Source organism: Streptomyces sp. NPDC029044, from assembly GCF_040637495.1.
Lineage (GTDB): Bacteria > Actinomycetota > Actinomycetes > Streptomycetales > Streptomycetaceae > Streptomyces.
On record NZ_JBEZWN010000057.1, the window covers coordinates 1 to 25,305 of the forward strand.

Sequence of the window (25,305 nt, forward strand, 5' to 3'; positions counted from 1 at the left end):
GCGCCGAACTCCGCGCCGTGCCCCACGTAGAACTGCGCCGCGTACCCGTCGGCGAACTCCGGCAGCACCTCGGTCAGCTCCGGGTGGATCGTCGCACAGTGGTAGCACTCCATGAAGTTCTCGACGATGAGCTTCCAGTTCGCCCGGACGTCGTAGACGATCCGTCTGCCGAGGTCGAGATTCTCGATGCCGTAGTGCTCGATCGACTCCGTGTCGCCGAGACGCGCGACCACGTCCTGCACGACCTCGTCGAAGGGGGGCGGGTTCTCGGCCAGGCACACCCACACGTAACCGAGCCATTCGCGCGTCGCCACGGTTGCCAGGCCGTACTCGGTGCGGCTCACATCGGGCATCTTGGTGAGGTTGGGCGCCGCGACGAGTTTGCCCGTCAGGTCGTACGTCCAGGCGTGGTACGGGCATTGGAAGGCGCGCTTGACCTCGCCGCTCTCCGCCGTGCAGAGCTTGGCGCCGCGGTGCCGGCAGACGTTGAAGAAGGCACGTACGGACTGGTCGCGCGCACGGGTGACGAGGACGCTCTCGCGGCCGACCTGCACGGTCCGGAACGACCCGGGGCCGGCGAGGTCGGCGGAGCGCACGGCGCAGAACCACATCGCCTCGAAGATGTGTTCCTGCTCCTGGGCGAAGAACCCGGGATCCGTGTAGGCGGAGCCGGGCAGGGTGGCGATGAGGCTTTCCGGCAGGCCGGTCGAGGTCACAGTGCACTCCTCGGGGAAACGTCGTGGATCGGGCACGCATGCGCCGGGACGAGCTGCACCGGACGTCGTCGGATCAAGGAGCAACGCCCTTCTCAGGGCGTGGTGGCCGCGAGCTGCTTGCGCCAGCGCATGAACAGCCGGGGCTGGTTCATCCCGAGAACGGCGACCGGATGCCCGGCACGGCGGTAGACGGCCAGGACGTTACGGTCGTCCGCGGCGCCTTCCTCGATGGTGACGCTGTCGGCTCGGGACGCGTTGCCGGCGAACTGGATCTTCACGCCGTACTGGTCGGACCAGAAGTACGGCGGCCTCGGTACGCCCGGTTCGGACTCGCCCCAGGAGAGCAGGGCGGCCACGGCCGCGTCGGGGCGTTCCCGGGCGCCGGTCCAGTGCTCGACACGGCGGTGGATGCCCGCGCGCGGGTCGTACCAGGAGGCGCAATCGCCGACCGCGACCACCCCTGCGAGGCTGGTACGGCCGTCCGCGCCGCACTTGACACCGTCGTCGAGTTCGACACCGGAGCCTGTCAGCCAGTCGACGCAGGGGCGGGCTCCGACACCCACGACGACGATGTCGGCGGGGATGCTGCGGCCGTCCTCCATGAGGACGGCGTCGACGCGGGTCTCACCGCTCAGCCCCTTGACGCCCACCCCGCACAACAGGCGCACCCCGTGGTCGGCGTGGAGGGCGGAGACGATGCCTCCCATGGTCGCGCCGAGCGGCCCGGCCAGGGGGGTGGTCGCGGCCTCGACGATGGTCACGTCGAGGCCGAGGGCGCGGGCGGTGGAGGCGACCTCGGCGCCGATGAAGCCGCCGCCGATCACGACCAGGCGCCCGCCCCGGGCCAGTTCGTCCCGCAGGGCGCGGGCGTCGTCGAGGGTGCGCAGGGTGTGCACACCGGCCAGGCCGTCCATGCCGGGCAGGGTGCGGGCGGAAGCGCCGGTGGCGATGACGATGCCGTCGGCTCGAACCGCCCGGCCGTCGGTGAGCCGCACGGCGCGGGGTGTGGTGTCGAGTCCGGCGGCGCGGGTGCCGAGCAGCCACTCCGCTTGCAGGTCCTCGTCGTCCGGCTCCAGCGCGAGATCGGCTTCGCCGATGCCGCCGGCCAGGAACTCCTTGGACAGGGGCGGCCTGTCGTACGGACGGTGGAGCTCGTCGCCTATGACGACCAGCCGTCCGTCGTACCCCTGCTTTCGCAAGGAGCGCGCCGCTGACAGACCGGCCAGCGACGCGCCCACCACGGCGACCGTCCTCACGCGACGCCCCCGGCGAGCCGGGCGGCGATGCAGGGAGGCAGGTTCGGGGCTGCCGTGGACAGCCGGACGTAGATCATGCCGTCCTCGACGAAGACCTCGTGCGTGCGCACCGGGAGCTTGGCCGGCGGGGCGTCGACGGCTCCGGTCTTGAGGTTGAACTTCGAGGCGTGCAGCGGGCATTCGACCTCGCCGCCCTCCAGCCAGCCGTCGGCGAGCGAGGCGTCCTGGTGGGTGCAAGTGTCGTCGATGGCGAAGAGTTCGCCGTCGTCGGTGTGGAACACCGAGACCGGCGGGTCGATGTCGAGCCTGTGGGCCTCGCCTCGGGGCAGATCCACGAGACGGCACGCGGGAATCATCATGACACCTCGGTGCGTATAGCGAAACGGATTGCGGTGAACGCAACGCCAGTTTGGGGTCGCCCACAAACCCTTGTCAAGGAGTTCACGGGTCGCTCGCGGTCCCGATTTTTCGTTGCGTTATGCGAAACGCCCTGCGCCATAGGAAACGCAGGTCAGAGCCGGGCCCCTCTCAGAACCGGGGCGCCGGCGAGTTCTCGAGGCCCCAGCGGGCGGCCACGCGCACCGCGTCGGCCGTCGAGGCGACGTCGTGGACGCGGACGCACCAGGCACCCTGCGCGGCGGCCAGGACCGACACCGCGGAGGTGGCGGCGTCGCGCAGGTGCGCCGGACGGGGCCGGCCCGTCTCCGGGTCCCTCAGCAGGTGGCCCAGAAACGCCTTGCGTGCCGCGCCCACCAGAACCGGCCGGCCGAGTGCGGCGGCGACCTCCCGGAGCCGGCCGAGGAGTTGCCAGTTGTGCTCGGCGTGCTTGGCGAAGCCCAGCCCCGGATCGACGATGAGACAGTCCGGCGGGATTCCGGCGCCCACGGCCGCCTCGACCCTCGTCCGCAACTCGTCGAGCACGTCGGTGACGACGTCGTCGTAGACGGCGTGCGCCTGCATGCCGACGGAATGGCCGCGCCAGTGCATCACCACATAGGGCGTTCCGGCCCGCGCCATCAGCGGCAGCATCGCCGGGTCGGCGAGTCCGCCGGAGACGTCGTTGACCAGAGCGGCGCCGGCCTCGACGGCGCGGGCGGCGACCTCGGCCCGCATGGTGTCGACACTGACCGTCGCGCCCGCGGCGGTGAGCGTGCGGACGACCGGCAGGACGCGCCGCAGCTCCTCCTCGACCGGCGGGCGCGTGGCGCCGGGGCGGGTCGACTCGCCGCCCACGTCCAGGATGTCCGCGCCCTCTTCGAGCAGTGCGAGTCCGTGCGCGACCGCCCGGTCCGGATCGAACCACCGCCCGCCGTCGGAGAACGAGTCGGGCGTGACGTTCACGATGCCCATCACGAGGGTCCGGTCCGGACGGGGAAGACCTCGCGGGGCAAGGGCGGGAGCGGCCCGGTCGGCCCGGGCGGCGGTGCTCATGCGGCGCGGGGCGGGACGAGGGGACGCACGGGAGTCGTCATGGGCCTGGCCACCTCGTTGCATATGGAGGAACGACGTGCGGTGTGGGCAACGAGTGTGGGGACGCCGCGCGGCACTGTCAAGGCACGGAGAGCCGGGCTCGCGGAGCGCGACGGTGCCCGGATGCATCCGGGCACGGACGGCCGGGGTGGGTCGTGTCCCTGGGTCCCGCGAGGAACACGGAGGACCGAGGGAGTTCGGCCACCCCGGCCGGCAGAGCGGTGCTCGTGTCACCAGCCGCGGGCGGCCCACTCCTCCAGGTGCGGGGCTTCCGCCCCGATGGTGGTCGTGTCGCCGTGCCCGGTGTGCACGACCGTCTCGCCGGGGAGCGTCAGCAGGCGGTCGCCGATCGAGCTGATGATCGTCCCGAAGTCGCTGTAGGAGCGCCCGGTCGCGCCGGGCCCTCCCGCGAACAGCGTGTCGCCGCTGAACAGTGCCCCGAGGTCGGGGGCGTACAGGCACACGGCCCCGGGTGCGTGCCCCGGCGTGTGGAGGACGCGCAGCCCGATGCCCGCGACGACGAGTTCGTCGCCGTCGGCGAGGGGGCCGTCGGGGCGCCGGTTCGGGTGCACCGTCTTCCACAGCACCTGGTCGTCGGGGTGCAGCAGGACGCGCGCGCCGGTGGCGAGGGCGACGTCCGGGGCGGCGCGCACGTGGTCGTCGTGGGCGTGGGTGCACACGACGGCCGACAGGCGGCGGTCACCGACGGCCTCCAGGACGGCGTCGGAGTCGTGCGCCGCGTCGATGACGACCACTTCGTCGTCGTCACCGATGATCCAGACGTTGTTGTCGACGTCCCAGGTTCCGCCGTCGAGACTGAACGTCCCGCTGGTGACGAGGTGTTCGATGCGGGGTGCGCCGGCCATCACAGCACCACCACGGAGCGCAGCACGTCGCCGCCGTGCATCTTCTCGAAGGCCTCCTCCACGTCACCGAGGCCGATGGTCTCGGTGACGAACGCGTCGAGGTCGAACCGGCCGCCCAGGTACAGGTCGATGAGGGCCGGGAAGTCGCGCGAGGGAAGGCAGTCGCCGTACCAGCTGGACTTCAGCGAGCCGCCGCGGCCGAAGACGTCGAGCAGGGGCAGTTCCAGCTTCATCTCCGGGGTGGGCACGCCGACCAGCACGACCGTGCCGGCCAGGTCCCGGGCGTAGAAGGCCTGCCGGTACGTCTCCGGGCGGCCGACGGCCTCGACGACGACGTCCGCGCCGAAGCCGCCGGTGAGTTCGCGCACCGCCTCCACCACGTCGCCCTCGGTGCCGTCGACGGTGTGGGTGGCACCCATGGTCAGGGCGCGGTCCAGCTTGCGCCGGTCGATGTCGACGGCGATGACCTTGGACGCGCCGGCGAGCCGGGCGCCCGCGACGGCGGCCATGCCGACACCACCGCAGCCGATGACGGCGACGGAGTCTCCGCGCCCGACGGCGCCGGTGTTGACGGCGGCGCCGAAGCCCGCCATGACACCGCATCCGAGCAGCCCGGCCGCGGCCGCCGGGGCCGCCGGGTCCACCTTGGTGCACTGCCCGGCGGCGACCAGGGTCTTCTCCGCGAACGCACCGATGCCGAGGGCGGGCGAGAGCGGGGTGCCGTCGAGCAGCGTCATCGGCTGCGTCGCGTTGTGGGTGGCGAAGCAGTACCAGGGCTTGCCCTTGCTGCACGCCCGGCACTGACCGCACACGGCACGCCAGTTGAGGATGACGAAGTCCCCGGGCTCGACGCCGGTGACCCCCTCCCCCACCGCCTCCACGCGACCGGCCGCCTCATGTCCCAGCAGGAAGGGGAACTCGTCGTTGATCCCGCCCTCGCGGTAGTGGAGGTCGGTGTGGCAGACGCCGCACGCCTCGACCTTGACCAGCGCCTCGCCCGGACCGGGATCGGGGACGACGATCGTCTCGACGGAAACCGGGGCGCCCTTCTTCCGGGCGACGACGGCACGTACCTCGTGAGCCATGAGCTGCTCCTCAGACGGGAAAGTCGCGCGGATGCGCCGTTCGGTGAGTTGCCTCATCAGATACACGCACCGCTATACGCAACTGAGCATCGGGGAGGAGGACACCGGGGGTCAAGGGGTCGACCGGGACCGGACCTACTCGGCGGATGCTCAGCTCGCCGGCTGCGAGTCCGCCAGGGCCTCGGCCGGCACCTCACCGGGGCCTTGCTTCCGCTCCGGTCCCGGGTCCGGCTCCGGCTCCGGCTCCGGCTCCCCCATGCCCCGGTCGCCGGCGTCGCGCTCGGCGTCGGGAGCCGGCTCGGGCATGCCCGTCGGCTCGGCGCGCAGCGCCTTCACCAGTGAGGCACACAGGCCGATCATCACGAAGAGGAACGGGAACGCGGCGATGATGGCCACCTGTTTGACCGCTTCGAGCCCGCCCGCCATCAGCAGCACGGCCGCGACCAGACCGGTCAGCGCGCCCCAGAGGATCACGACGGGGCGTGTGGGGCTCGTGCTGCCACGACAGGACAGCATGCCCAGCACGACGGAGGCGGCGTCGGCGCCGCTGACGAAGAACAGGCCCACGAGCACGATGACCAGGACCGAGGTGACGGAGAACCAGGGAAGGTGCTCCAGGGTGGCGAACAGGCCTGCCTCCTCGCCCTGGGCGACGGCCGATGCCAGATCGGCGCCGTGCATCTGCTGGTTCAGGGCGGTGCCGCCGAGGATCGCGAACCACACGACGCTCACCAGACTCGGCGCGACGATCACTCCGACGATGAACTCCCGGATGGTCCGGCCGCGGGAGATCCGCGCGATGAACGTCCCGACGAACGGCGTCCAGGAGATCCACCACGCCCAGTAGAAGATCGTCCATCCGGAGAGCCACTCACCGCCGCCGAAGGCCCCCGTGGTGAAGCTCATCTTCGGCAGCGAGGCCAGATAGCCGCCCAGTGCCTCGGTCTGGCTCTCCAGGATGAACACGGTGGGGCCGACGACGAAGACGAACAGCAGCAGCACCGCGGCGAGGATCATGTTGCCGTTGCTCAGCCACTGGATGCCTCGGTGCACGCCGGACAGGGCGGAGATCACGAACAGGACGGTGAGGACCGCGATGATCGACACGGCCAGCGCGGTGGAGCCGGGAACGCCCCACAGTTCCTTCAGACCCCTGGTGATCTGGAGGGCGCCGAGCCCCAGGGAGACGGCGGAACCGAAGAGGGTGGCGAAGATCGCCAGGATGTCGATGGACTTGCCCAGCGGGCCGTCCACCAGATCACCGAGCAGCGGGCGGAAGGCGGAGCTGATCAGGCTGTTGCCGCTCTTGCGGAACCCGAAGTAGGCGAGGGCGAGGCCTGCGACGGCGTACATGGCCCAGGGGTGGATCGCCCAGTGGAAGTACGAGTACTCCAGGGCCAGCCGGGCCGCGTCCGCGCTGCCCGCCTCCGCGGAGCCCGGCGGCGGGCTGGACATATGCATGATCGGTTCACTCGCCCCGTAGAACATCAGGCCGATGCCCATGCCGGCGCTGAACATCATGGCGACCCACGAGGCGGTGCTGAACTCCGGACGTTCGGCGTCCTTGCCGAGCCGTATCGAGCCGAACCGGCTGCACGCGAGGACCACCGCCAGCAGCACGAACCCGGAGCTGGTCAGGACGAAGAGCCAGCCGAAGCTGTCGATGATCCGGTTCAGCGTCGACTCGGCGACGGCGGCGAGACGGCCGGTGAAGAACACCCCCCAGGCCACGAAGAGGGCGGCCAGTGTGACGGATACGTAGAGGACGGCCGGATCCACCCGTGCGAGAGCCGATGTCGATTTCTTCGTCGTCGCTGTACTCATCCGGAGCCTTCCGACAGGGGACGGGGATGGCGAGACTGCGTCTGCATCCCTGCGCGGATTCGCACACAGCGGTGCACAAGACGCAACTGAGCGCTCGATGTGCAACACAGTTCCTGCCGGGCCCCGGTGCGTCAACCCCCCGTACACGGACCCTGAACGGCGGCACGGCCGACGGCGCGAAGCGGGAACCGCGCCTTCTCGATGGCGACCTGACCGCCGCTCCCGCTGTGCGTGAGGAGGAATCGCGGTGAGGGCTGAGGAGGAGGGCGAGACGCTGGCCCTCGTGGTCCGACTGGCGGCGACGTGTCTGGGAGGCACGGGAGCGCTGGTCCATCGGCACGACCGAGCCGCCGGACGGCTGCGTCTGGTGGCGGCCACCGGGCTTTCCACGGAGAGCGAGCGCGAGTGGGCCGACCTGCCCGACGAGAGGGACGGGGCGCCCGCGCGGGCCTTGGAGCGCGGTCGCCTCGTCTGCGTTGCCGGGGACGGTCCGGGCGTCGGTAGCGCGGCGATGCCGCTCCCCGGCCCCGACGGGCCGATCGGCGTGCTGACCGTGCTCACGGCAGAGCCGGGTGAGCCGGACGAGGTGCAGCGGTCCCTGCTGGGGGTGTTGGCCGGGTGGGCCGGCGCGCGCTTGGGCGGCGGACCCGGCTCATCCACCCTCTCCGCGCCGCCGACCGGGGCGGAACGGTCCGCGCAGATGGGCGAGTTGACCACTGCCCTGGCCGAGGCCGTCACCTCCCGCGACGTGGTGGAGGCCGTCGCCGAGTACGTCCTGCCGCCTTTCGGGGCCGACGGACTGGTGTTCCAGATCCTCGAAGGCGGCCGCCTGAACGTCGTCGGCGCCTCCGGGTATGCGCAGGATTTCCTCAGCCTGCTCGACGGGATACCGCTCGCCGCGCACGCCCCCGTCCGCGATGTACTGCGCACCCGCACCCCCCGCTTCATCGAGGCGAAGGCGGAGATCTTCCGGCGCTACCCCACGTGGACGGTCTGCCGCCCGGTGTCGGCCTCGCGCGCGCTGAGGAAGTCGAGGATCTCGGCCCGACCGCGGAAGACCCGGCCGTGCGCCTCGAACTCGGCGTCGTCCGCGAACGCTCCGATTCCCGCGGTGGCCCGGCCGCTGTCGATGTCGCGGTGGTAGCCGACGAGCAGGGCCCGGCAGCGGCTCACGGCATCGCCACGATCTACCGGATTCGTCATGCAGCTCTCCTCCTTCTCCAACCTGGACCGGAGTTCGGTCCCGTCGGTCAGTGGGTTGTCGGGGTGGGGCCTGCTTCGTAGCCGAGGAAGCCACGTGACTGGGTGCTCTCGGGCCATTCGGCGCAGATGGCGCCGGTGAGTTGGGTCCGGAGGCAGCGGGGCGGGCTGCACGGGCAGGTGCGGCGGGTGTCGGGCGTGCCGGTGCGCACCTTGGTGGGCCAGTCGGGGTCGACGAAGAGGGGACGGGCGAGGGCCACCGCGGCGGCCTGACGCGATTCCAGGACCTTGACCGCTTCGCGGGGATCGCCGAGGCCACCGTTGGCCACGACCGGGATGTCGACCACGCGTTGCAGTGCCGCCGTGTCGTCGAGCGCGCAGCCCGGCCTGTCGTACATCCCGAGGTTGGCGGGCAGGCGCATGGTCTCGAACGTGGCCGGGATCGCGAAGAGGAAATCCGCGCCCTCGGCCTGGAGCAGCGGGGCCAGACGTGCGGCGTCGTCGAGGGTCCAGCCGTCCTCCACGCGCTCGTCGCTCATCAGGTGCACCCCGACGACGAAGTCCGGTCCGGTGTTCGCGATGACACGGCGTACGACTTCGAGCGCGAAGCGTGTACGGCCGGCGAAGTCGCCGCCCCAGGCGTCGGTGCGCTGGTTCATGATCGGGGACAGGAACTCGGAGATCAGGAAGCCCTGAGCGGCGTGCACGTCGACCCCGTCGAACCCGGCACGCTCGCACAGTTGCGCCGCGCGCACGAACTCCTCGATGGCCTCCTCGATCTCCTGCGCCGACATCTCCTGCGGAGTGACGACCCTGCCCGGAGTCAGCTCGAAAGGCACTGCGGAAGGCGCGAGCCGGGGGCGGCTCTCGTACTCGTCCCAGGGGCCGGCGTAGCGGCCGGCATGCACGATCTGGACGATCGCCAGGGAGTCGTGCCGGTGGATCTCGGCGGCCAGGCGGCGCAGGCCGGGAAGCTTGTCCTCGTCGCTCACCAGAGTCTGCAACGGCATCTGCCGGCCCGCGACGCTGATCGAGAAGTTCTCCGTGATCACGACGCCGGTGCCGCCCTGCGCACGGCGGCCGTAGTGCTCGATCTCCTTCTGGGTCACCGTGCCGTCGGGGTTGGCGTACCCGACGGACATGGGTGCCTGGAAGATCCGGTTGGGGGCGGTCCGCCCGCCCAGCCGCAGCGGCGTGAACAACGGCGCGAAGTCCGGGGCGACGGCGGTGTCAGTAGTGCTCGTGGTGGAGGTCAATCCGTGCTCCAAGGTCTCAGGCCGCGTGCCGGTCCGGCAGCTCGGCGTCCCGGCGACGGGGACGTCACCAGATCCGAGGCATAGAGTGCATACAGTTTAACCAGGAGTCAACAGGATTGACTCAAAGATGACGTGTCAATATGCACGCCACACCTGCTCTCTGGTCGCAATGTGCATGCACTTTGGCCGCCCATCGACGTCCGGCGCGACGCGATCGGTCGCAGGTTTGAGGGACGTGGTCTCCACACCCGGCGGCACCTCCACGCCCGCACGGCCGCCGCAGCCGGGCGTTTCGATCCGGAACAGGGTTCGAGTTCTGCGGTAATTGACTGCAAAAATCGGGTATTGACCGGTCATTTCGGCGGGACTACATTTCCGGCCATGGCAGTTCCGGCGTACCTGCGAATCCGCAACGAATTCGAGCAGCGGATCCGCTCCGGCGTTCTTCCTCCCGGCAGTCGGCTTCCCACCGAGGCCGAGCTCCAGAAGCTGTATTCGATCGGCCGCGCAACCGCGCAGCGCGTGCTGACCGAGCTGGCGCAGGCGGGGTTGGTGGAGCGTCACCGACGGCGGGGCACCTTCGTCACCGAAGGGGCGCGGCAGGAAAACCTGCTGCGCTTCGTCAACACATCTTTGCCGGGGCCGAAAATCCCCGGACGGCATGCCGTGGAATCCGCGGCAGTGGTCCAGGCCCGCGACGCCGGTCTGGAGATGCCGGGCGTGGCCGACGACACGCCGGTGCATCAACTGCGGCGGCTGAAGTTCGACGTCGACGACAACGTGATCGCCGTCGAGCTGTCCGTCATCCCGTTCGCATTGGCACCCCGACTGCAAGAGGAGGAAGATCTCGGCCACTTCACGACCCACGACTACTTCGCCCGCATCGGCGTTCAAGCGGTCAAATCCCGTATCTACATCGACCCGATGGCGCTCGACGCCGTGACCGCGGCGCAGCTGCGCGTGCCCGAGGGCCAGGCAGTGATCCGTCTGCGCCGGCTGACCTGGCTGGCCGACGGCAGGCTCGCCGAGGCGCGCTGGGACATCACCCGCCCCGACCTCGTCGAGTTCTTCCTGGAGCAGACGATCGCGCCCGCAACGGGCGCCTAGTTCCGTCGGCGCCCTGGTTTCACGGGGCCCTCCCCCAACTCCACCGACACGCCTGGATTCTCCCGGCGTGGTTTCACAGCAGGACTCCCCCCCCCCTGTCGCCCTGGCGACCTTTCGCGCGCCGAAACGGCCGTCGGAATCCCCTGTTTTCTCGTCCCCCATTTCCATCAACCGCTCCTGCGTAATCGCCTTGAAAGGTCCACGAGATGACGCAAACTGCGAGCAGCAGACCCGTCGCCGACGGCTCTATGAAACGACTGTTCCGGGTGCTCAGCGCCATCGAGCGAGCGGGAAACAAACTCCCCCATCCGTTCTGGCTGTTCTGGATCCTCGCGGGCGTCCTCGCCGTGACGAGTGCGGTACTCGCCGCGGCCCACGTGTCGGTCACGTTGCCTTCGACGGGCGATGCCGTCGCGGTGAAGAACCTGCTCTCCACCGCCGGGGCCAAGTTCGCGGCGGAGTCCGCCCTGGACAACTTCGCCGGGTTCCCGCCGCTGGCGGTTCTCGTGATGGTGCTGCTCGGCGTCAGTGTCACGGAAAGGAGCGGCCTTCTCACCGCCCTGCTGCGCGTCACGATCGGCCGCCTGCCCACCCGCTGGCTGACCTTCTCCATCGCCTTGAGCGCCATGACCGCGCACGTCATGAGCGACTCGGCGTACATCGTGATGATCCCGCTGGGCGCACTGGCCTATCGGAGCGCGGGACGCAGCCCTCTGCTGGGCCTGATGGTCGCGTACGCCTCGACGGCGATCGGATTCAACGCGAGTCCGCTCGTGACACCGTCCGACGCCATCCGTTCCTCGCTGGCGACCGCGGCCGCGCACACCGTCGACCCCCACTACGTCATCACGCCGGTCGCCACCTACTTCTTCACCGCGGCGTCATCGGTGTTCCTGGCCGCCGTCATCGCCCTCACCGTCGACCTGTTCCTGGCGAAGCGGCCGGAGTTCATGCCGAATCCCGACGACGAGGCGGCCGCCGACAAGGTCTTCAACGCAGGGCACGCGGAGACCGGCGGGCACGCCGGCGCCCCGTACGCGCTCACACTGACCGCCGTCGAGAAGCGGGCCATGAAGGTGACCGCCGCCGTGCTCGTGGCCTACGTCCTGGGCGTGGCCGCGCTCCTGTGGCCGGGTTCCCCGTTCCGCGGCGAGGGCGGCAGCATCGTCCAGTCCGTGGTCGTCGCGAACATCGCCGTGTTCATCGCGCTGCTGTTCGCGCTCCTGGGGATCGTGTACGGCAGGCAGGTGGGCACGGTCCCGACCCTGTCGTCCGTCCCGGCCGTCATGGCCGAGGGGATCCGCTCCATCGCCCCCGTGATCGTTCTCTTCTTCGCGGTCTCGCAGTTCCTCGCCTACTTCACATGGACCGGCATCGGCTCCGCGATCACCGTCGAGGGTGCCGAGTTCCTCAAGTCGCTGGACGCACCCCACCTCGTCCTCCTGCTGGTGGTCGTCGTGGCGATCAGCGGCCTCAACATCATCATCAGCAGCGGCTCGGCCATGTGGTCCATCCTCGCGCCGGTGATCATCCCTCTGGCGATGTACATCGGGCTCGCCCCTCAGGCCGCGATGGTCGCCTTCGCGATCGGCGACTCGGTGACCAACCCGACCCCGATGAACGCCTGGTTCGTCCTGGCCCTGGGATTCGTCCAGCAGTTCCGCAAGGGTGCCGGCATCGGCACCGTGCTGTCCTTCACGGTCCCCATCGGATTCACCGTCCTCATCTCGTGGTCGGCCTTCTTCGCCCTCTGGTACACGCTCGGAATCCCCCTCGGACCAGGCGTTCCCATCAGATGAGCCCAGGTCTCGGCGCCGCCGGGACCCCTTCTTCAGAATCACAACGGAAAGAGAGATTTCCTCCCATGGGAAGCATTGCCATCATCGGCGCGGGAAACGTCGGTCAGGCCATCGCCGGCCACATGTCGCTCCAGGGCCACGACGTACGGCTCTTCGACAGGTGGGGCCACGATCTCGAACCGATCAAGGCCAATGACGGCGGCATCGACCTGGTCGGCGAGGTGGAGGGCCACGGCAAGCCTTCCGTGCTCACCACCGAACTGAAGGAAGCCGTCGACGGAGCGCAGGTCGTCGTCGTCGCGGTGCCGGCCTTCGCACACGCCTTTGTCGCGAAGGAACTCGCGGCCGTGCTGGAACCCTCCCAACTCGTCCTGATCCAGCCCGGGGTGCTGGGCAGCGGCGTGGAACTCGCCCGCATGTTCGCGCTCGCCGGCCGCAAGCGCTGCCTCATCGCGGAGACACCGACCAGCCTCTACACCTGCCGCCTGCGCGAGCCCGCCCACGTCTACATCGGGGCGATCAAGAACTCCGTCCCGCTGGCCGCCGTGCCCAGCACGGACACCCCCGAGGCCCTGGCGATCCTGCGGACCTATTTCGGTGAGCGGTACGTGTCGGGCGGGGACGCGCTGGCCGTCGGGCTGTTCAACTGCAACCCCATCTACCATGTGCCGCCGGCCGTGCTGAACTTCAAGACGGTCGAGGACTCCGACCGCCGTCCGCAGCACACCCTCGTGACGCCCCGCATCGCCGAGGTCATCGACGCACTCGATCGTGAGCGCCTCGGCCTGGCGCACGCGCTCGGAGTAGAGGCGACCAGCTTCTGGGACTTCCTCACCAGCGCCTACGGCGTCAGCGAAGGCACCTTCGTCGAACGGATCGTGCAGGGCTACGGCCGGCAGGCCTTCCCGGAACCGGACTCGGTCAACCACCGCTACTTCACCGAGGACATCCCGTTCGGACTGGTCGTCTGGAGTTCACTGGCCGCCCAGATCGGCCTCTCCATGCCCTTGACCGACTCGTTCATCACTCTGGGCAACACCTTGTGCGGACGGGACTTCGTCGCCGAGGGCAGGACCGCGGAGTCCCTGGGACTGCTCGGCTCCCACGTCGGCTCGATCCGGGCGGCCTTCATCGACGGTGCGGTGTGCTGACGGGCTGAACGGTGACCGCCCGGCGGTCCTGGCGTCCGGCTTCTTCAGCCACCGGACGCCGGGACCGCCTCGGTGTACAGCCAGCCTCACAGCCACGCAGGAAGCGTCGGCACGGCTGCGCCACCGGGGGCGTGCAAGGGGCCCGGTACGGGACGCCCGGTCGCGTAGGCGGCCAGGCTCGGGAGGTCACCGGTCACCACGACCGTGTCCGCACCGCCGGGCACGCCCAGGAGCCAGGTGCGACTACCGTCCTCGGCGCGCAGTTCGACGGGCGGGAAGTCCGTGCGAGCCCGGAAGCCGGCCGCCACATCGTCCACCAGCGCCGCGCACACCTCGCGCGGCACGTCGGTGAAACCGCAGCCGGTGTCCAGGTCGACGGCGTGCACCCACACCTCTCGCACCCGCATCCAGGGCACCTCCCGGACCGGCACCGTGCGCCCCCTGGCGGTCCGGACGGTGGTCTCCCAGCACGCGTCGGGCAACGCCGTCAGTTCCCCCGCGAGACGCGCGTCGGCCTCCAGCAGGTCCGCGCGCAGCTCGCCGGCCGGGCGGCCGGCCCCGGCGTCGATCTCTCGCGCGCGCTGGCCGGTACTCGTGTACATGGGGGTCTCGACGCCCGTGCGGGCCCAGGCCAGCAGATTCAGCAGCGCGTCGGCGTTGCGGGCCAGGTGGGCGACGACGTGTGCCCGGCCCCAGCCCGGCAGGTGCGAGGGTTCGCCGAGGGCCGGGTCGGTCACAGCGTGCACTTCGGCCTCGAAGGCGGCCGTGCCCTTGGCGACCCACTCCAGCATCGCGGCCGGCCGGCCACTCATCGCAGCTCCCTGCGGCAGGTGTTGCGGCACTCGCCGATCCCCTCGATGCGGGTGACGAGGAGCGAACCGTCCCGCAGGTAGCGGGCCGGCGTGCGGGCATGCCCGACACCGCCCGGGGTTCCCGTCGCGATCACGTCGCCGGGAACGAGGGTGAGGATCTCGGACACGTATGCGACGAGCGCGGCCGGGTCGAAGACGAGGTCGGCCGTGTCGGCCTTCTGGACCGTGTCGCCGTCCACCTCGCAGGTCAGGTTCAGGCCCTGGGCGGCCACCGCGGGGTCGTCGACGGTGACCAGCCACGGCCCGACGGGCGTCGTGGCCTCGAAGGTCTTGCCCTGGTGCCACTGGGGCGTGCGGAACTGCCAGTCCCGGGCACTGACGTCGTTGAGCACCGTGTACCCGGCGATCGCGGCGCGGGCCTGCTCCGGGTTCGCGTGCCGGACCTCGGTCCCGATGACGACGGCGAGTTCGGCCTCCCAGTCCATCTGCGTGGACGAGGCGGGCAGGACCACGTCGTCGTACGCGCCGACCAGCGCCCGTGCGTACTTCGAGAACAGCGTGGGGTGCGGGGGGAGCTCGCGGCCCATCTCCATGATGTGGTTGCGGTAGTTGAGGCCGACGCAGACGACCTTCTCCGGCGACACGACGACGGGGGCGTAGTCGAGGGCGCCTTCGTACCGGTCGCCGTCGGCGTTCGCGGCGCGTTCGGACCAGTCGGGGTGGCGCAGGAAGTCGGCCAGGTCGCTCGCGCCCAGGTCCACCGCCGTGTCGGCGTCGACGCGGACGGCGCGGGTGGTGCCGTCGATCCGTATGGTTGCCAGCTTCACTTCTGTTCTCCTCTTGAGGTGCGGGCGAGGCCCAGGGCCTCGTAGACGGGCTCGTCACTGAAACGGAACAGATCCACCTGGCTGCGCGCGGTCAGTACGACCTCGCACCAGGAGGGGACGACGAACAGGTCGCCCTTGGTGATGTCGAAGACGTCGTCGCCGACGTGGGCGGTCGCCGCACCGTCGAAGACCTGCCAGACCGCCGAGCCGACCGAGCGCACCGGCGTGGTCGTCGTCCCGGCCCGCAGCCGGCGCATCTCGGTGCGGATCGTGACCAGGGCGTCCTTGCCGGTGGTGGGGTTGGAGAAGCGGACTCCGGCGTGACCCGGCTCCAGCACTCCGTCGGCGCCCTCGGACTCCAGCTCCAGCTGTGCGGTGAGTGCGGCGTCGGTGTGCTCCCAGCGGTAGGCGGCCAGCGGGGAGTTGGGCTGGTCGGGCCGGCTGATCGGACGCAGTCCCGGGTGGGCCCACAGCCGCTCAGCGCGTGAACGCCGGGGCGTGGCCCGGGTGGACGGCTCGTCCGGGCCGAACTCGAAGAAGCCGGCGTCGAGCTGGGCGACGAGTGGGATGTCGAGACCGTCGATCCAGGTCATCGGCTCGTCGGTGACGTTCTGGTGCTCGTGGAAGGCCCAGCTCGGCGTCAGCAGCAGATCGCCGCGCCGCATCGCCACCGCGTCCCCGTCGACGTTCGTCCACACGCCCTCGCCGTCCAGGACGAACCGGAAGGCTCCCTGACTGTGCCGGTGCGAGGGGGCGACCTCGCGCGGGCCGAGGTACTGGACCGCGGTCCAGAGGGTGGGGGTGGCGTACGGCAGCCCGGGCAGTCCCGGGTTGGACAGCGCCATCGCGCGGCGCTCACCACCCCGCCCGACCGGTACCAGCCGGCCGGAGCGCTCCGCGATCGGCAGCAGCCGCTCCCACCGCCACAGATGCGGAACAGCGGCCGGCTGCGGTGTCATCGGCATGAGGCCGTCCAGCTGCGTCCACAGGGGAATCAGGCCCGCATCCTCGAAGTCTGCATACAGATCGTCGAGCTGTTTCCGCTCGATCAGGTCGTCGGCTGTATCGGTCACGGCAACCTCCAGGGCACGCTCGGAGCAGCCCGATCAAAGTGTGTACAGTTTGCCTGTCACTGGCCGACCTTACGTCGCTGTTTCTCTGAGTGGAATCCGGTGCGGATAGAATTCTTCTATGCAGAACTCTGAGCCTTCATATCCCGTGAGTGCGGCCGGCAACGCCTTGCGGGTCGTGCGGCTGCTGCATGAGCACGACGAGCTGCGCGTGATCGAGGTCGCCGCCCGGCTCGGCGTCGCACGGTCGACGGCGCACCGGGTCCTGGCGATGCTCGTGTTCGAGGGGTTCGCTGAGCAGGACCGCCACAAGGTCTACCGGCCGGGACCCGCCCTGCGGGCGATCCGAGGCAGTCAGGCCCCCCCCTCCCCCCGACCTGATCACCCTCGCCCGCCCACACCTTCAGCGCCTTGCGGACACCGTCCGCGAGACCACCCACCTGACGGTGCTGGAGGGCAACGCCACCCGCTTTCTGGACGGAGTGGAAGGACCGCAGGCGCTGCGCGTGAGCCACCGCACGGGCGCGCTCCTGCCCGCCCATGTGACCTCGGGCGGCAAGGCGTTGCTCGCCGAGCTGCCGCCGGAGCGGCTCCGGGCGCTCTACCCGAACGGACTGCCCGGCGGAGGATCCAGGGCACCGGAGGACGTCGAGCGTCTGGCGGCCGAGCTGACGACGATCCGCCGCACCGGCTGGGCCCTCAACCTCCAGGAGAGCGAGCGGGGCGTGAACGCGGTCGGCGCGTGCGTCCGCGATCGCACGGGGACGGCCGTGGCCGCCGTCGCCGTGGCGGCACCGTCCGCCCGCTGCCCGAAGGGCCGGCTGAACCGGCTGGCCTCACCGCTGCTGCTGGTGGCGCGGGACATCGGCCAGGAACTGTGACCGTCGCAGAGCTGCGAGGCGGGGGCGTCATGACAACGGCGTAGCCACCACCTGCGGTGCCCCGGCCGGCCGCTCAGGGTCCGGCGGCGTGTCCGACGTCCGCCGCGGGGTGTCAGTGCCGGCCGTTGCCCGCGATGGCCAGGGCGGTGCGGGTGGCGGCGGGTTCGTGTTCGGGTGCGATGTCCGCCAGCACGCTCAGAGCGGTGCGCGCCAGATGACGGGCGACCACACGTGCGGCTTCGGTCGGGTCGCTGCTCCGCAGCGCGTCGAGGAGTGCCTCGTGCTCCGCATACGCCTTGTTCCACGAGGCGGGCGCGCCCAGCTGGGCCAGGCGGATGTAGCGCTCGCTGTGTTCGCCGAGGGAGGCGATCATGCGCTGCAGGTGGGGCCCGACCGCCTGGGTGGCGATGCTGTGGAACTCGTGGTGCGCCGCATGCCACTCGTCCGGCTGGTCGTCGACCACCAGGCCGCGCATCCGCTTCAGCGCGTCGCTCATGCGCTCGACGTCCTCGGCCGTGAACGACTTGGCCGTCATGCTCACGGCGAGCGTTTCGAGCATGATGCGGGCCCCGTAGACGGCGTCCAGGTCCTCGGGGTCCACCGCCCGCACCCGCGCTCGCTGGTCGGGCCGGGCGTCGATGAGTCCCTCTTCCTGGAGCAGCCGGAACGCCTCGCGCATCGGCGTGCGACTGACACCCAGCTTCCGGGCCATCTCGGCCTGGAGCAGTACCGACCCCGGGGGCAGTTCGCCGTTGAGGATCATGGTGCGCAGTCGTCCGTGGACGTCGAGGGCCAGGCGGCGTCCGCCCGCGGCGGCCACGGGGCCGTCGTCCGGGGGCACGGCCGCGGCCTGAACCTCGGTGTCGTCGCCGGCCGGTCGCTGTTCCTGGCGGGACTCGCTTCTGCTCCTGCTCACGCCGGGAGTCTACCCAGGTGTATGCAGCCGATGCAGAGACCCCCCGCAACTCCACGGCCAGGGCGGTGGCGCCTGTCCCTGGGCCGCTTCAGAAGGGGGGTGACTGTATCCACCTGCCGGAGGCGGTGAGGCTGTGGCTGCACCTTGGTCCCGGTTGCTCATCGCTCGAGAACGAGGGCGAGGCCTTGTCCCACGCCGATGCACCGGGTCGCCACGCCGACGCCCGAGCCCGCGGCCGCGAGCTGGTGGGCGACGGCACCGGCCAGCCGCGCGCCCGAAGCGCCCAGGGGGTGGCCGATCGCGATGGCACCGCCGCGCGGATTGAGGATCGCGGGATCGAACGCGGGCCACTCGGCGACGCAGCCCAGCACTTGCGCGGCGAACGCCTCGTTCAGTTCGAGGACGTCGAGGCCGGCGAAGGAGCGGCCCGCCTTGGCCAGGGCACGGTTGACCGCTTCGACCGGCCCGAGACCGAAGTACCGGGGGTCGGTGGCGGTCACGGCGGAGGCGCTGACCCGCGCCAGGGGTTCACGGCCGGTAGCCCTGAGCCCCTCCTCGTCCGCGAGCAGGAGGGCGGCGGCACCGTCGTTGAGGGGCGAGGCGTTGCCCGCGGTGACCGTGCCCCCCGCGGAGCGGAAGGACGGCCTGAGCCTCGCCATCGCCTCCAGGGACGCGCTCTCCCGTACGCACTCGTCGCGGGTGAGCGGCACCGGATCGCCCTTGCGCTGCGGAACCGGCACCGGCACGACCTCGACGTCGTACAAACCGTCCTTCCAGGCCGTGGTGGCCTTCTCGTGGCTGGCGAGCGCGAAGGCGTCCTGCTCCTCGCGGCCGATGCCGTGCTTGTCCGCGATCAGTTCGGCGCTCTCGCCGAGCGGGATGCTCCACCGGTCCGGCATCGCGGGGTTGACCATGCGCCAGCCGAGCGTGGTCGAGTACAGCTCGGTGTGCCCGGCCGGGAAGGGGCGGTCGGCCTTGGGCAGCACGTAGGGCGCCCTGGTCATCGACTCGACACCGCCCGCCACGGCCACGGACGCGTCACCGAGCGCGATGGCCCGTGTGGCCTGGACGACGGCCTCCAGCCCTGAGGCGCACAGCCGGTTGACGGTGACACCGGGCACCGTCACCGGCAGACCGGCCAGCAGTGCCGCCATGCGCGCGACGTTCCGGTTCTCCTCGCCGGCCCCGTTGGCGTTGCCGAGGAAGACATCGTCGACCCGCGCCGGGTCGAGGCCGGGAGAGCGGTCGAGCAGGGACCGTACGACGTGGGCGGCCAGGTCGTCGGGGCGTACGGGCGCCAGACCACCGCCGTATCTGCCGACCGGCGTACGCACCGCGTCGACGACATAGACATCACGCCGGCTCACCGGTCGGCCCCCTCGGCGGCGCGGACCTTCGGTTCGGTGTGTTCCCGCACCTCGTCCGCGGTGACGCCGGGGGCGGTCTCGACCAGGACGAGGCCGTCCTCCGTCACGTCCAGGACGCCGAGGTCGGTGATGATCCGGTGCACGCAGCGCCTGCCGGTCAGCGGCAGGGAGCAGTTCTCCACGATCTTGGGACTGCCGTCCTTGGCGGTGTGGGTCATCACGACGACGACCGTGCGGGCCCCGTGGACCAGGTCCATGGCACCGCCGATGCCGGTGACCAGCCGGCCCGGTACCGCCCAGTTCGCCAGGTCGCCCGCGGCGGAGACCTGCATGGCTCCGAGTACGGCGACGTCGATGTGCCCGCCCCGGATCATGCCGAACGACAGGGCGGAGTCGAAGAACGAGGCTCCGGACAGGACCGTCACGGTCTCCTTGCCGGCGTTGATGAGGTCCGGGTCGACCTCGTCCTCGGTGGGATAGGGGCCGGTGCCGAGAATGCCGTTCTCGGATTCCAGGGTCACCTCGACACCGGCGGGCAGGTGGTTGGGGATCAGGGTCGGCAGGCCGATGCCCAGGTTCACGTACTGGCCGTTCCGCAGCTCGCGCGCGGCCCGGGCGGCCATCTCCGTACGGCTCCACGCCATCAGTGCCCCACCGCCCGCTGTCCGCCGGGCACGGAGACCGTGCGCTGTTCGATCATCTTGTCCGCGGCCTCCCGCGGCGTGAGGGCGATGATCCGCTGGACGAAGATCCCCGGCAGATGCACCGCGTCGGGGTCGATCTCCCCGGGTTCGACCAGTTCCTCCACCTCGGCGATCGTGACCCGTCCCGCCATGGCCGCGACGGGGTTGAAGTTCCGCGAGGACTTGCCGAAGACGAGGTTGCCGTGCCGGTCGCCCCTGGCCGCGCGGACGAGCGCGAAGTCGGTGCGGATGGAGCGCTCCAGCACGTACTCGGTGCCGTCGAACTCCCGCACCTCTTTGCGGGGTGAGGCCAGGGCGATACCGCCCTGGCCGTCGTACCGCCACGGCAGTCCGCCCTCGGCGACCTGGGTGCCGACGCCGGCCGGCGTGTAGAAGGCGGGGATGCCGCAGCCGCCGGAGCGCAGCCGCTCGGCGAGCGTGCCCTGGGGGATCAGCTCGACTTCCAGTTCCCCGGCCAGGTACTGACGGGCGAACTCCTTGTTGGCGCCGATGTACGAACCGGTCACCCGGGCTATCCGCCCCGCGGCGAGCAGCACGGCGAGGCCCGCGTCCATGGCACCGCAGTTGTTCGACACGATGCTCAGGCCCGAGGACCCGAGCTCGTGGAGCGCCTTGATCAGCACGTTGGGCACGCCGCTCAGGCCGAACCCGCCGACGGCGATCGACGCGCCGTCGCGGATGTCGGCCACGGCCTCGGCGGCCGAGGCAACCACCTTGTCCATGTCAGTCCTGCTTCATGGTCGGCTGCTGCGCGCCTTCCCGGCCGGGGCCGATCAGGGACGTGAGCGGGCAGGTGGGCTGCCAGTCGGGCGTGTAGCGGCGGCGCAGGTCGGCCACCGCCTCCATGCCGCGCAGGGTCACCTCGGGTGCGGTCGAGAGGCCGGCGGGGCCGAGGAGACCGGGGACCGCGGCCCGGGCGGCCGCCTCGGGCAGACCGTGCCGGAGCAACGCCGCCTCGATGCCCGGTGCGCCGGCGGCCAGCAGTTCCTCGGTGCTCCTGCGGCAGACCTCGACGTAGGCGCGGGTCTGCCAGGCGGTCGCCGTCTCCCTCGGGGTGACCAACACATTGGTGATGAGGTCGGGTGCGACCTGAAGGTGGCCGCCCACGCGCGGGAACCCCTTCTCGGTGGCCAGGACGTCGAACGGCGGGTGGAGCGTGGTACCGTCCACGGCCTCCGTCGGCAGGGCCTGGAACCTTTGCAACGTGCCCCCGACAGGAACGAGTTGCTCGTCCCTCACCGGCAGGCCGGCGACGTCGTCGAGTACGGCGCGCAGCACGAACGCGAAGGCGCTCTGTGCGTTGTCGACGGCCCAGCGGTCCGTCGGCAGCGGCGCTCCGGGACGCCGGTGCACGGCCAGTTCCCCCATGCCCTCGGCCCGGACGACCACCGGATCCCGCTTCAGGATCCCGCGCAGCAGGTGGTCGGGGGAGGTGTGCATGAGGTCGAATTCGCCGTCGTTCCAGCCGGCCATCTGCTGGTCGGAGGACACGACCTGCACGTACTTCACCTCCAGCCCGGCCTGCTGGAAGTACCCGGAGTCGAGGGCGTGGTAGTACGGCACGCCGCCGGCGCCGGGGAAGACGCCCACGGTCAGCTGTCGGGTGGGCTCGCCGGGCGGGCGAAGCTCGCTCAGCCCGGTGGGCATGCTCCGTTGCATGGGATGAACAGTTCCTTCGAGTCGGAGGGCAGGGGAAGGCAGGCCGTCGGCCCAGGTCGTTCCGGCGGTCACACGGGGACGACGGTCAGGCGGGCTTGGCTTCCTGGTTGGTGATGAAGTCGGCCGGCGGCTCTCCGGGGCCCCAGACGGCGGGCGGGCAGTCCCAGTCGTTCGGCTGCCAGTTCTCGGTGATGCAGTCCATGTCGCCGGAGTACTCGATCCAGCTGCCCCACGGGTCCTGGATGTAGTGGAAGAGGTTCGAGCCGAGGGTGTGGCGGCCCAGGCCCCAGCCCTTCCGGTAGCCCACCTCGGCCATGTTCCGCGCGCCCCGGGCGATCTCGTCGATGTCGGACACCATCCAGCTGGAGTGGTGCAGGCCGGGGTGCGTTCCCGGGACGAAGCCGAAGACGTGGTGGTCGCCGGGGCCCGAGTTCAGGAACACGGGCCCGCCGTTGATGATGCGGTCCGACAGGCGCAGGCCGAGGGTGCGGATGTAGAACGCCTCGGATTCGGCGACGTCGGAGCTGAAGATCAGCATGTGGCCGAGACGCTGCGGGCGGGTCTCCTCGGTGGCTGTCAGCCAGCGGGCCTGGTCGATGCGGCGGATCCGGTCGCCCACGTTGGCGTCCTGCGCGTCCGTGGTGCCGTACTCGCGCCCGGGGGCGATCGCCTCGTCACGGAGGTTGACCAGGTTTCCCTCGTGGTCGCGGAACCACAGCCCGCCGGGCACCTCCTTCGGCGCGTCCAGCAGCTTCAGGCCCAGGCCCTCCAAGTGGCGCTGCCACTCGGGCAGCGAGTCCGGGTCGACCGCGAACGCCACGTGGTGGAACCGCTTGACCGGCCCCTCCATCAGCACCGTCTGGTCCTGCTCACGGCCGTCGCAGCGGATCACCACCGCGTTGCCGCGCTCCGCCGCCTCCAGTCCGAACGCGCTGTAGAAGCTCGCGCCCGTGTCGAGCGACGGCACCTGGAGTCCGTAGTGCAGGAGACCTTTGACACGCAACATGTGCACTCCTCATGGTTCCGGTGAATCCGCGTCCCGCACGGGCACCGAGGCAAGTGTGTACACCTATGAGGCCTGGCGTCCAGATGTCCAGGGGAACCTTTTACGTTGCGAGATGTGGGGTCATGCACACCAGATCCTGCGCGTCTGATCAACATGACCCCGCAGAGGAGGCATCCCGGGGAACGATCACCACGGGTTCCGAAGCCGCTCTTCCTCTCTCAATGTGTATGCACTATGGTTCTGCTGCTTCAGAGAGCCGTATGCCGGAGGAAACATGACACCGTCTGATTGGTCGCTGGTGCAGTACCGGGTCGATGACTCGGAGAAGGTCGCCGTCGGTGCGTACACCGACGGGGTAGTGGTCGAGGGGCCACCCGGAACCGAGGGCCTCACGCTCATGGAGGTGCTGGGCCGTTGGGAGGCACTGGCGCCGCTGTTCCGTGACTGGACGCCGAAGGCCTCCGACACCGTCGCGGGCGCCCGGCTCGCACCGCCGCTGACGTATCCCAGCAAGGTGATCTGCGCGGGCGCCAACTACTGGGACCACATCGCCGAGATGGGCTGCGAACGCCCCGAAGAGCTGGGCGATCCCTACTTCTTCCTCAAACCGCCGACGACGACCGTGACGGGACCGGGAGACCCGGTGCCCCTGCCCTCCTACAACGGCGCGCGCGTCGACTGGGAGGCCGAACTGGCCGTCGTCATCGGCCGGGGCGGCCGCAACCTCACGGCCGAGCAGGCCATGGACCACGTGGCCGGCTACATGGCGGCGAACGACGTCTCGGCCCGGGACCGGACCAAGCTGGCCAAGCCGGTCGCCGAGCCGTTCACGTTCGACTGGGTCGGCCACAAGGGACAGGACGGATTCTGCCCGCTGGGCCCTGGTCTCGTGCCCGCCTGGCAGATCGCCGACCCGCAGAACCTGAGGATCCAGCTCAGCATCAACGGCGTGCTCAAGCAGGACTCCTCCACCGCGCAGATGATGGTGAAGATCCCCGAGGTGATCGCGGCCGCCAGCCGCATCGCCCGGCTCGAACCCGGAGACGTCATCCTCACCGGCACACCGGCCGGCTGCGGCGTGCCGCGCGGGGAGTTCCTGTCGGCCGGGGATGACATCGTCATCGAGATCGAGCGGATCGGCCGCCTGGAGAACACGGTGGTGAGGTCATGACGGATGCGTCGGCCGTTTCCCAACTCGGCTGGTCGGAAGCGCTGCCGGTCCCCGCGAGCATGCGGGCCGTGCTGTTCCGCCGGTTCGGACCGCCCGACGTGCTGGAGCCGGCCACGGTCGGCACACCGAACCCCGGCCCCGGAGAGGTCCTGGTCCAGGTCGCCGCCGTCGGTATCGGCCGGCTGCTCGACCTCACGGCACGCGCGGGCAACCACCCCTACGCCACCATCGAGCCGCCCCACATCCTGGGCGCGGACCACGCCGGCACGATCGCCGCGCTGGGCGAAGGCGTGGACTCCGTGCGGGTCGGCGACCGCGTGGCCGTCCTGCCCGGCGTCGCCTGCGGCACCTGTGTCTACTGCGCCGACGGCCGCCAGGAGGTCTGCGACGCGCTGACCGTGATAGGCACCCACCACCCCGGCGCCTACGCGCAGTACTGCGTGGTGCCGGCACGCAACGTCCACCGGGTCCCGGACGGCATCACGGCCGCGATGGCCGCCTCGCTCGCCCTCCTCGGACCGGTGGCCGCCAACCAGATGACCCAGGCAGGGCTCCGTCCCGGACACTGGGTGCTCGTCCAGGGCGCCTCCTCGGCGCTCGGCTCCACCACGGCCGCCTACGCCCGGCACCTGGGTGCGAAGATCATCGCCACCTCCCGCTCGGCGGACAAGCGCGCGACCATGGCGGCGGGAGCGGACCTCGTACTCGACACCAACGCACCGGACTTCGTGAAGCGAGTGCACGAGGCGACCGGCGGTCGCGGTGTCGACATCGCCGTCGACAACCTCGGCGACCCGGCCGTCTGGGACGCCACCGTCGACTCCCTGGCCCGCGGCGGCACGGTGGTCACCTCGGGCGCCTTCCTCGGCGGAAAGGTGGGCATCGACCTGCGGCGCGTGTACTCCGACTGCCACCGCATCATCGGGGTGCGCACGGGCAACCCGGCCGCGGTGGCGGAACTGTGGAGGCAGGTCGAGAACGGCTTCCGGGCCGTGGTCGACCGCACGTTCCCCATCGCCCGCGCGGCCGACGCCCACCGCTACATGGAGGACGACCACAGTCTCGGGCGCGTGGCCCTCACCGTACGGCCCGAGGACTGGGACGCCTGACGGCCGACGGCTCCGCTTCTCGCAGCCACACGACGCAGGGCGCCTGAACCGGA

Annotated in this window: 24 protein-coding genes and 1 pseudogene; 8 read left to right on the top strand and 17 right to left on the bottom strand. The window is 70.7% G+C overall.

Going from position 1 to position 25,305, the window contains the following annotated elements:
* From AB0E85_RS31445 to AB0E85_RS31475, 7 genes are all read right to left on the bottom strand, one after another.
* On the bottom strand, positions 1–716 hold a 716-nt coding region (locus AB0E85_RS31445; RefSeq protein WP_361934305.1), incomplete at its 3' end, for an aromatic ring-hydroxylating dioxygenase subunit alpha.
* A 92-nt stretch (positions 717–808) separates the two neighbouring features.
* Positions 809–1,972 carry an FAD-dependent oxidoreductase gene (locus AB0E85_RS31450; RefSeq protein WP_361934308.1) on the bottom strand — a complete coding sequence of 388 codons (1,164 nt, stop codon included), beginning with the start codon at positions 1,970–1,972 and terminating at the stop codon, positions 809–811.
* A complete protein-coding gene (locus AB0E85_RS31455) occupies positions 1,969–2,331 on the bottom strand; it encodes a bifunctional 3-phenylpropionate/cinnamic acid dioxygenase ferredoxin subunit (protein WP_352099714.1) in 363 nt (120 codons plus the stop codon). The genes AB0E85_RS31450 and AB0E85_RS31455 overlap by 4 nt, the downstream gene beginning before the upstream one ends.
* A 169-nt stretch (positions 2,332–2,500) precedes the next feature.
* Positions 2,501–3,403 carry a dihydropteroate synthase gene (gene folP / locus AB0E85_RS31460; RefSeq protein ID WP_361934311.1) on the bottom strand — a complete coding sequence of 301 codons (903 nt, stop codon included), beginning with the start codon at positions 3,401–3,403 and terminating at the stop codon, positions 2,501–2,503.
* A 269-nt stretch (positions 3,404–3,672) separates the two neighbouring features.
* Positions 3,673–4,308, bottom strand: coding sequence for an MBL fold metallo-hydrolase (locus AB0E85_RS31465; protein ID WP_361934314.1), 636 nt, complete (start codon positions 4,306–4,308; stop codon positions 3,673–3,675).
* Positions 4,308–5,393, bottom strand: coding sequence for an S-(hydroxymethyl)mycothiol dehydrogenase (locus AB0E85_RS31470; protein WP_361934317.1), 1,086 nt, complete (start codon positions 5,391–5,393; stop codon positions 4,308–4,310). Before AB0E85_RS31470 ends, AB0E85_RS31465 begins: the two co-directional genes overlap by 1 nt.
* Positions 5,394–5,543: 150 nt before the next feature.
* The gene (locus AB0E85_RS31475) at positions 5,544–7,217 is read right to left on the bottom strand and encodes a BCCT family transporter (protein ID WP_361934320.1); all 1,674 of its coding nucleotides are present in this window, start codon (positions 7,215–7,217) and stop codon (positions 5,544–5,546) included.
* Positions 7,218–7,464: 247 nt separating this feature from the next.
* Between AB0E85_RS31475 and AB0E85_RS31480 the strand changes: the two genes are divergently transcribed.
* Positions 7,465–8,361 carry a hypothetical protein gene (locus AB0E85_RS31480; RefSeq protein WP_361934323.1) on the top strand — a complete coding sequence of 299 codons (897 nt, stop codon included), beginning with the start codon at positions 7,465–7,467 and terminating at the stop codon, positions 8,359–8,361.
* Between the two features lie 106 nt (positions 8,362–8,467).
* Here AB0E85_RS31480 and AB0E85_RS31485 read toward each other — a convergent pair whose 3' ends face one another.
* On the bottom strand, positions 8,468–9,673 hold the full coding sequence (locus AB0E85_RS31485; RefSeq protein ID WP_361934326.1) for an NADH:flavin oxidoreductase: 1,206 nt from the start codon (positions 9,671–9,673) through the stop codon (positions 8,468–8,470).
* 381 nt (positions 9,674–10,054) lie between these two features.
* Between AB0E85_RS31485 and AB0E85_RS31490 the strand changes: the two genes are divergently transcribed.
* The 3 genes from AB0E85_RS31490 to AB0E85_RS31500 all read left to right on the top strand — a co-directional run bounded on the left by AB0E85_RS31490 (position 10,055) and on the right by AB0E85_RS31500 (position 13,730).
* Positions 10,055–10,780, top strand: coding sequence for a GntR family transcriptional regulator (locus AB0E85_RS31490; protein WP_361934329.1), 726 nt, complete (start codon positions 10,055–10,057; stop codon positions 10,778–10,780).
* Between the two features lie 206 nt (positions 10,781–10,986).
* The gene (locus tag AB0E85_RS31495; protein WP_361934332.1) at positions 10,987–12,579 is read left to right on the top strand and encodes an AbgT family transporter; all 1,593 of its coding nucleotides are present in this window, start codon (positions 10,987–10,989) and stop codon (positions 12,577–12,579) included.
* A 65-nt stretch (positions 12,580–12,644) separates the two neighbouring features.
* Positions 12,645–13,730, top strand: a complete 1,086-nt coding sequence (locus AB0E85_RS31500) for an NAD/NADP octopine/nopaline dehydrogenase family protein (RefSeq protein WP_361934335.1) — start codon at positions 12,645–12,647, stop codon at positions 13,728–13,730.
* A gap of 86 nt (positions 13,731–13,816) precedes the next feature.
* Here the strand turns inward: AB0E85_RS31500 and AB0E85_RS31505 are convergent, their stop codons facing one another.
* The 3 genes from AB0E85_RS31505 to AB0E85_RS31515 are packed head-to-tail and all read right to left on the bottom strand — an operon-like array spanning position 13,817 to position 16,442.
* The gene (locus AB0E85_RS31505) at positions 13,817–14,542 is read right to left on the bottom strand and encodes a maleylpyruvate isomerase family mycothiol-dependent enzyme (RefSeq protein ID WP_361934338.1); all 726 of its coding nucleotides are present in this window, start codon (positions 14,540–14,542) and stop codon (positions 13,817–13,819) included.
* Positions 14,539–15,369 carry a fumarylacetoacetate hydrolase family protein gene (locus AB0E85_RS31510; RefSeq protein ID WP_361934341.1) on the bottom strand — a complete coding sequence of 277 codons (831 nt, stop codon included), beginning with the start codon at positions 15,367–15,369 and terminating at the stop codon, positions 14,539–14,541. The genes AB0E85_RS31505 and AB0E85_RS31510 overlap by 4 nt, the downstream gene beginning before the upstream one ends.
* The gene (locus AB0E85_RS31515; protein WP_361934344.1) at positions 15,366–16,442 is read right to left on the bottom strand and encodes a cupin domain-containing protein; all 1,077 of its coding nucleotides are present in this window, start codon (positions 16,440–16,442) and stop codon (positions 15,366–15,368) included. Before AB0E85_RS31515 ends, AB0E85_RS31510 begins: the two co-directional genes overlap by 4 nt.
* A gap of 118 nt (positions 16,443–16,560) precedes the next feature.
* On the opposite strand from AB0E85_RS31515, the pseudogene AB0E85_RS31520 reads away from it, so the two are divergent.
* Positions 16,561–16,683, top strand: a pseudogene (locus AB0E85_RS31520) (hypothetical protein); the annotation flags it as partial.
* A gap of 202 nt (positions 16,684–16,885) precedes the next feature.
* Positions 16,886–17,320, top strand: a complete 435-nt coding sequence (locus AB0E85_RS31525; RefSeq protein ID WP_361934347.1) for an IclR family transcriptional regulator C-terminal domain-containing protein — start codon at positions 16,886–16,888, stop codon at positions 17,318–17,320.
* A 112-nt stretch (positions 17,321–17,432) separates the two neighbouring features.
* Here the strand turns inward: AB0E85_RS31525 and AB0E85_RS31530 are convergent, their stop codons facing one another.
* From AB0E85_RS31530 to AB0E85_RS31555, 6 genes are all read right to left on the bottom strand, one after another.
* A complete protein-coding gene (locus tag AB0E85_RS31530) occupies positions 17,433–18,236 on the bottom strand; it encodes a GntR family transcriptional regulator (RefSeq protein WP_361934350.1) in 804 nt (267 codons plus the stop codon).
* Positions 18,237–18,394: 158 nt separating this feature from the next.
* On the bottom strand, positions 18,395–19,603 hold the full coding sequence (locus AB0E85_RS31535; protein ID WP_361934353.1) for an acetyl-CoA C-acyltransferase: 1,209 nt from the start codon (positions 19,601–19,603) through the stop codon (positions 18,395–18,397).
* Complete coding sequence (locus AB0E85_RS31540) at positions 19,600–20,247, bottom strand: CoA transferase subunit B (RefSeq protein WP_361934356.1); 648 nt, start codon at positions 20,245–20,247, stop codon at positions 19,600–19,602. The genes AB0E85_RS31535 and AB0E85_RS31540 overlap by 4 nt, the downstream gene beginning before the upstream one ends.
* Positions 20,247–21,029, bottom strand: a complete 783-nt coding sequence (locus AB0E85_RS31545; protein ID WP_361934359.1) for a CoA transferase subunit A — start codon at positions 21,027–21,029, stop codon at positions 20,247–20,249. The genes AB0E85_RS31540 and AB0E85_RS31545 overlap by 1 nt, the downstream gene beginning before the upstream one ends.
* A gap of 1 nt (position 21,030) precedes the next feature.
* On the bottom strand, positions 21,031–21,966 hold the full coding sequence (locus AB0E85_RS31550) for an ABC transporter substrate-binding protein (protein ID WP_361934362.1): 936 nt from the start codon (positions 21,964–21,966) through the stop codon (positions 21,031–21,033).
* An 85-nt stretch (positions 21,967–22,051) separates the two neighbouring features.
* Entirely contained in the window at positions 22,052–22,972 is a 921-nt protein-coding gene (locus tag AB0E85_RS31555) for a VOC family protein (RefSeq protein WP_361934365.1), read from the bottom strand.
* A 274-nt stretch (positions 22,973–23,246) separates the two neighbouring features.
* On the opposite strand from AB0E85_RS31555, the gene AB0E85_RS31560 reads away from it, so the two are divergent.
* On the top strand, positions 23,247–24,143 hold the full coding sequence (locus AB0E85_RS31560) for a fumarylacetoacetate hydrolase family protein (RefSeq protein ID WP_361934368.1): 897 nt from the start codon (positions 23,247–23,249) through the stop codon (positions 24,141–24,143).
* Positions 24,140–25,252, top strand: a complete 1,113-nt coding sequence (locus AB0E85_RS31565) for an alcohol dehydrogenase catalytic domain-containing protein (protein WP_361934371.1) — start codon at positions 24,140–24,142, stop codon at positions 25,250–25,252. Before AB0E85_RS31560 ends, AB0E85_RS31565 begins: the two co-directional genes overlap by 4 nt.
* The last annotated feature ends 53 nt before the right edge of the window (positions 25,253–25,305 follow it).

Coding starts and splice junctions, on each gene's coding strand:
- AB0E85_RS31455 (WP_352099714.1), bottom strand. CDS start 2,331: ATGATGATTCCCGCGTGCCGTCTCGTGGATCTGCCCCGAGGCGAGGCC.
- folP (WP_361934311.1), bottom strand. CDS start 3,403: ATGAGCACCGCCGCCCGGGCCGACCGGGCCGCTCCCGCCCTTGCCCCG.
- AB0E85_RS31465 (WP_361934314.1), bottom strand. CDS start 4,308: ATGGCCGGCGCACCCCGCATCGAACACCTCGTCACCAGCGGGACGTTC.
- AB0E85_RS31470 (WP_361934317.1), bottom strand. CDS start 5,393: ATGGCTCACGAGGTACGTGCCGTCGTCGCCCGGAAGAAGGGCGCCCCG.
- AB0E85_RS31475 (WP_361934320.1), bottom strand. CDS start 7,217: ATGAGTACAGCGACGACGAAGAAATCGACATCGGCTCTCGCACGGGTG.
- AB0E85_RS31490 (WP_361934329.1), top strand. CDS start 10,055: ATGGCAGTTCCGGCGTACCTGCGAATCCGCAACGAATTCGAGCAGCGG.
- AB0E85_RS31495 (WP_361934332.1), top strand. CDS start 10,987: ATGACGCAAACTGCGAGCAGCAGACCCGTCGCCGACGGCTCTATGAAA.
- AB0E85_RS31500 (WP_361934335.1), top strand. CDS start 12,645: ATGGGAAGCATTGCCATCATCGGCGCGGGAAACGTCGGTCAGGCCATC.
- AB0E85_RS31505 (WP_361934338.1), bottom strand. CDS start 14,542: ATGAGTGGCCGGCCGGCCGCGATGCTGGAGTGGGTCGCCAAGGGCACG.
- AB0E85_RS31540 (WP_361934356.1), bottom strand. CDS start 20,247: ATGGCGTGGAGCCGTACGGAGATGGCCGCCCGGGCCGCGCGCGAGCTG.
- AB0E85_RS31545 (WP_361934359.1), bottom strand. CDS start 21,029: ATGGACAAGGTGGTTGCCTCGGCCGCCGAGGCCGTGGCCGACATCCGC.
- AB0E85_RS31550 (WP_361934362.1), bottom strand. CDS start 21,966: ATGCAACGGAGCATGCCCACCGGGCTGAGCGAGCTTCGCCCGCCCGGC.
- AB0E85_RS31555 (WP_361934365.1), bottom strand. CDS start 22,972: ATGTTGCGTGTCAAAGGTCTCCTGCACTACGGACTCCAGGTGCCGTCG.
- AB0E85_RS31560 (WP_361934368.1), top strand. CDS start 23,247: ATGACACCGTCTGATTGGTCGCTGGTGCAGTACCGGGTCGATGACTCG.
- AB0E85_RS31565 (WP_361934371.1), top strand. CDS start 24,140: ATGACGGATGCGTCGGCCGTTTCCCAACTCGGCTGGTCGGAAGCGCTG.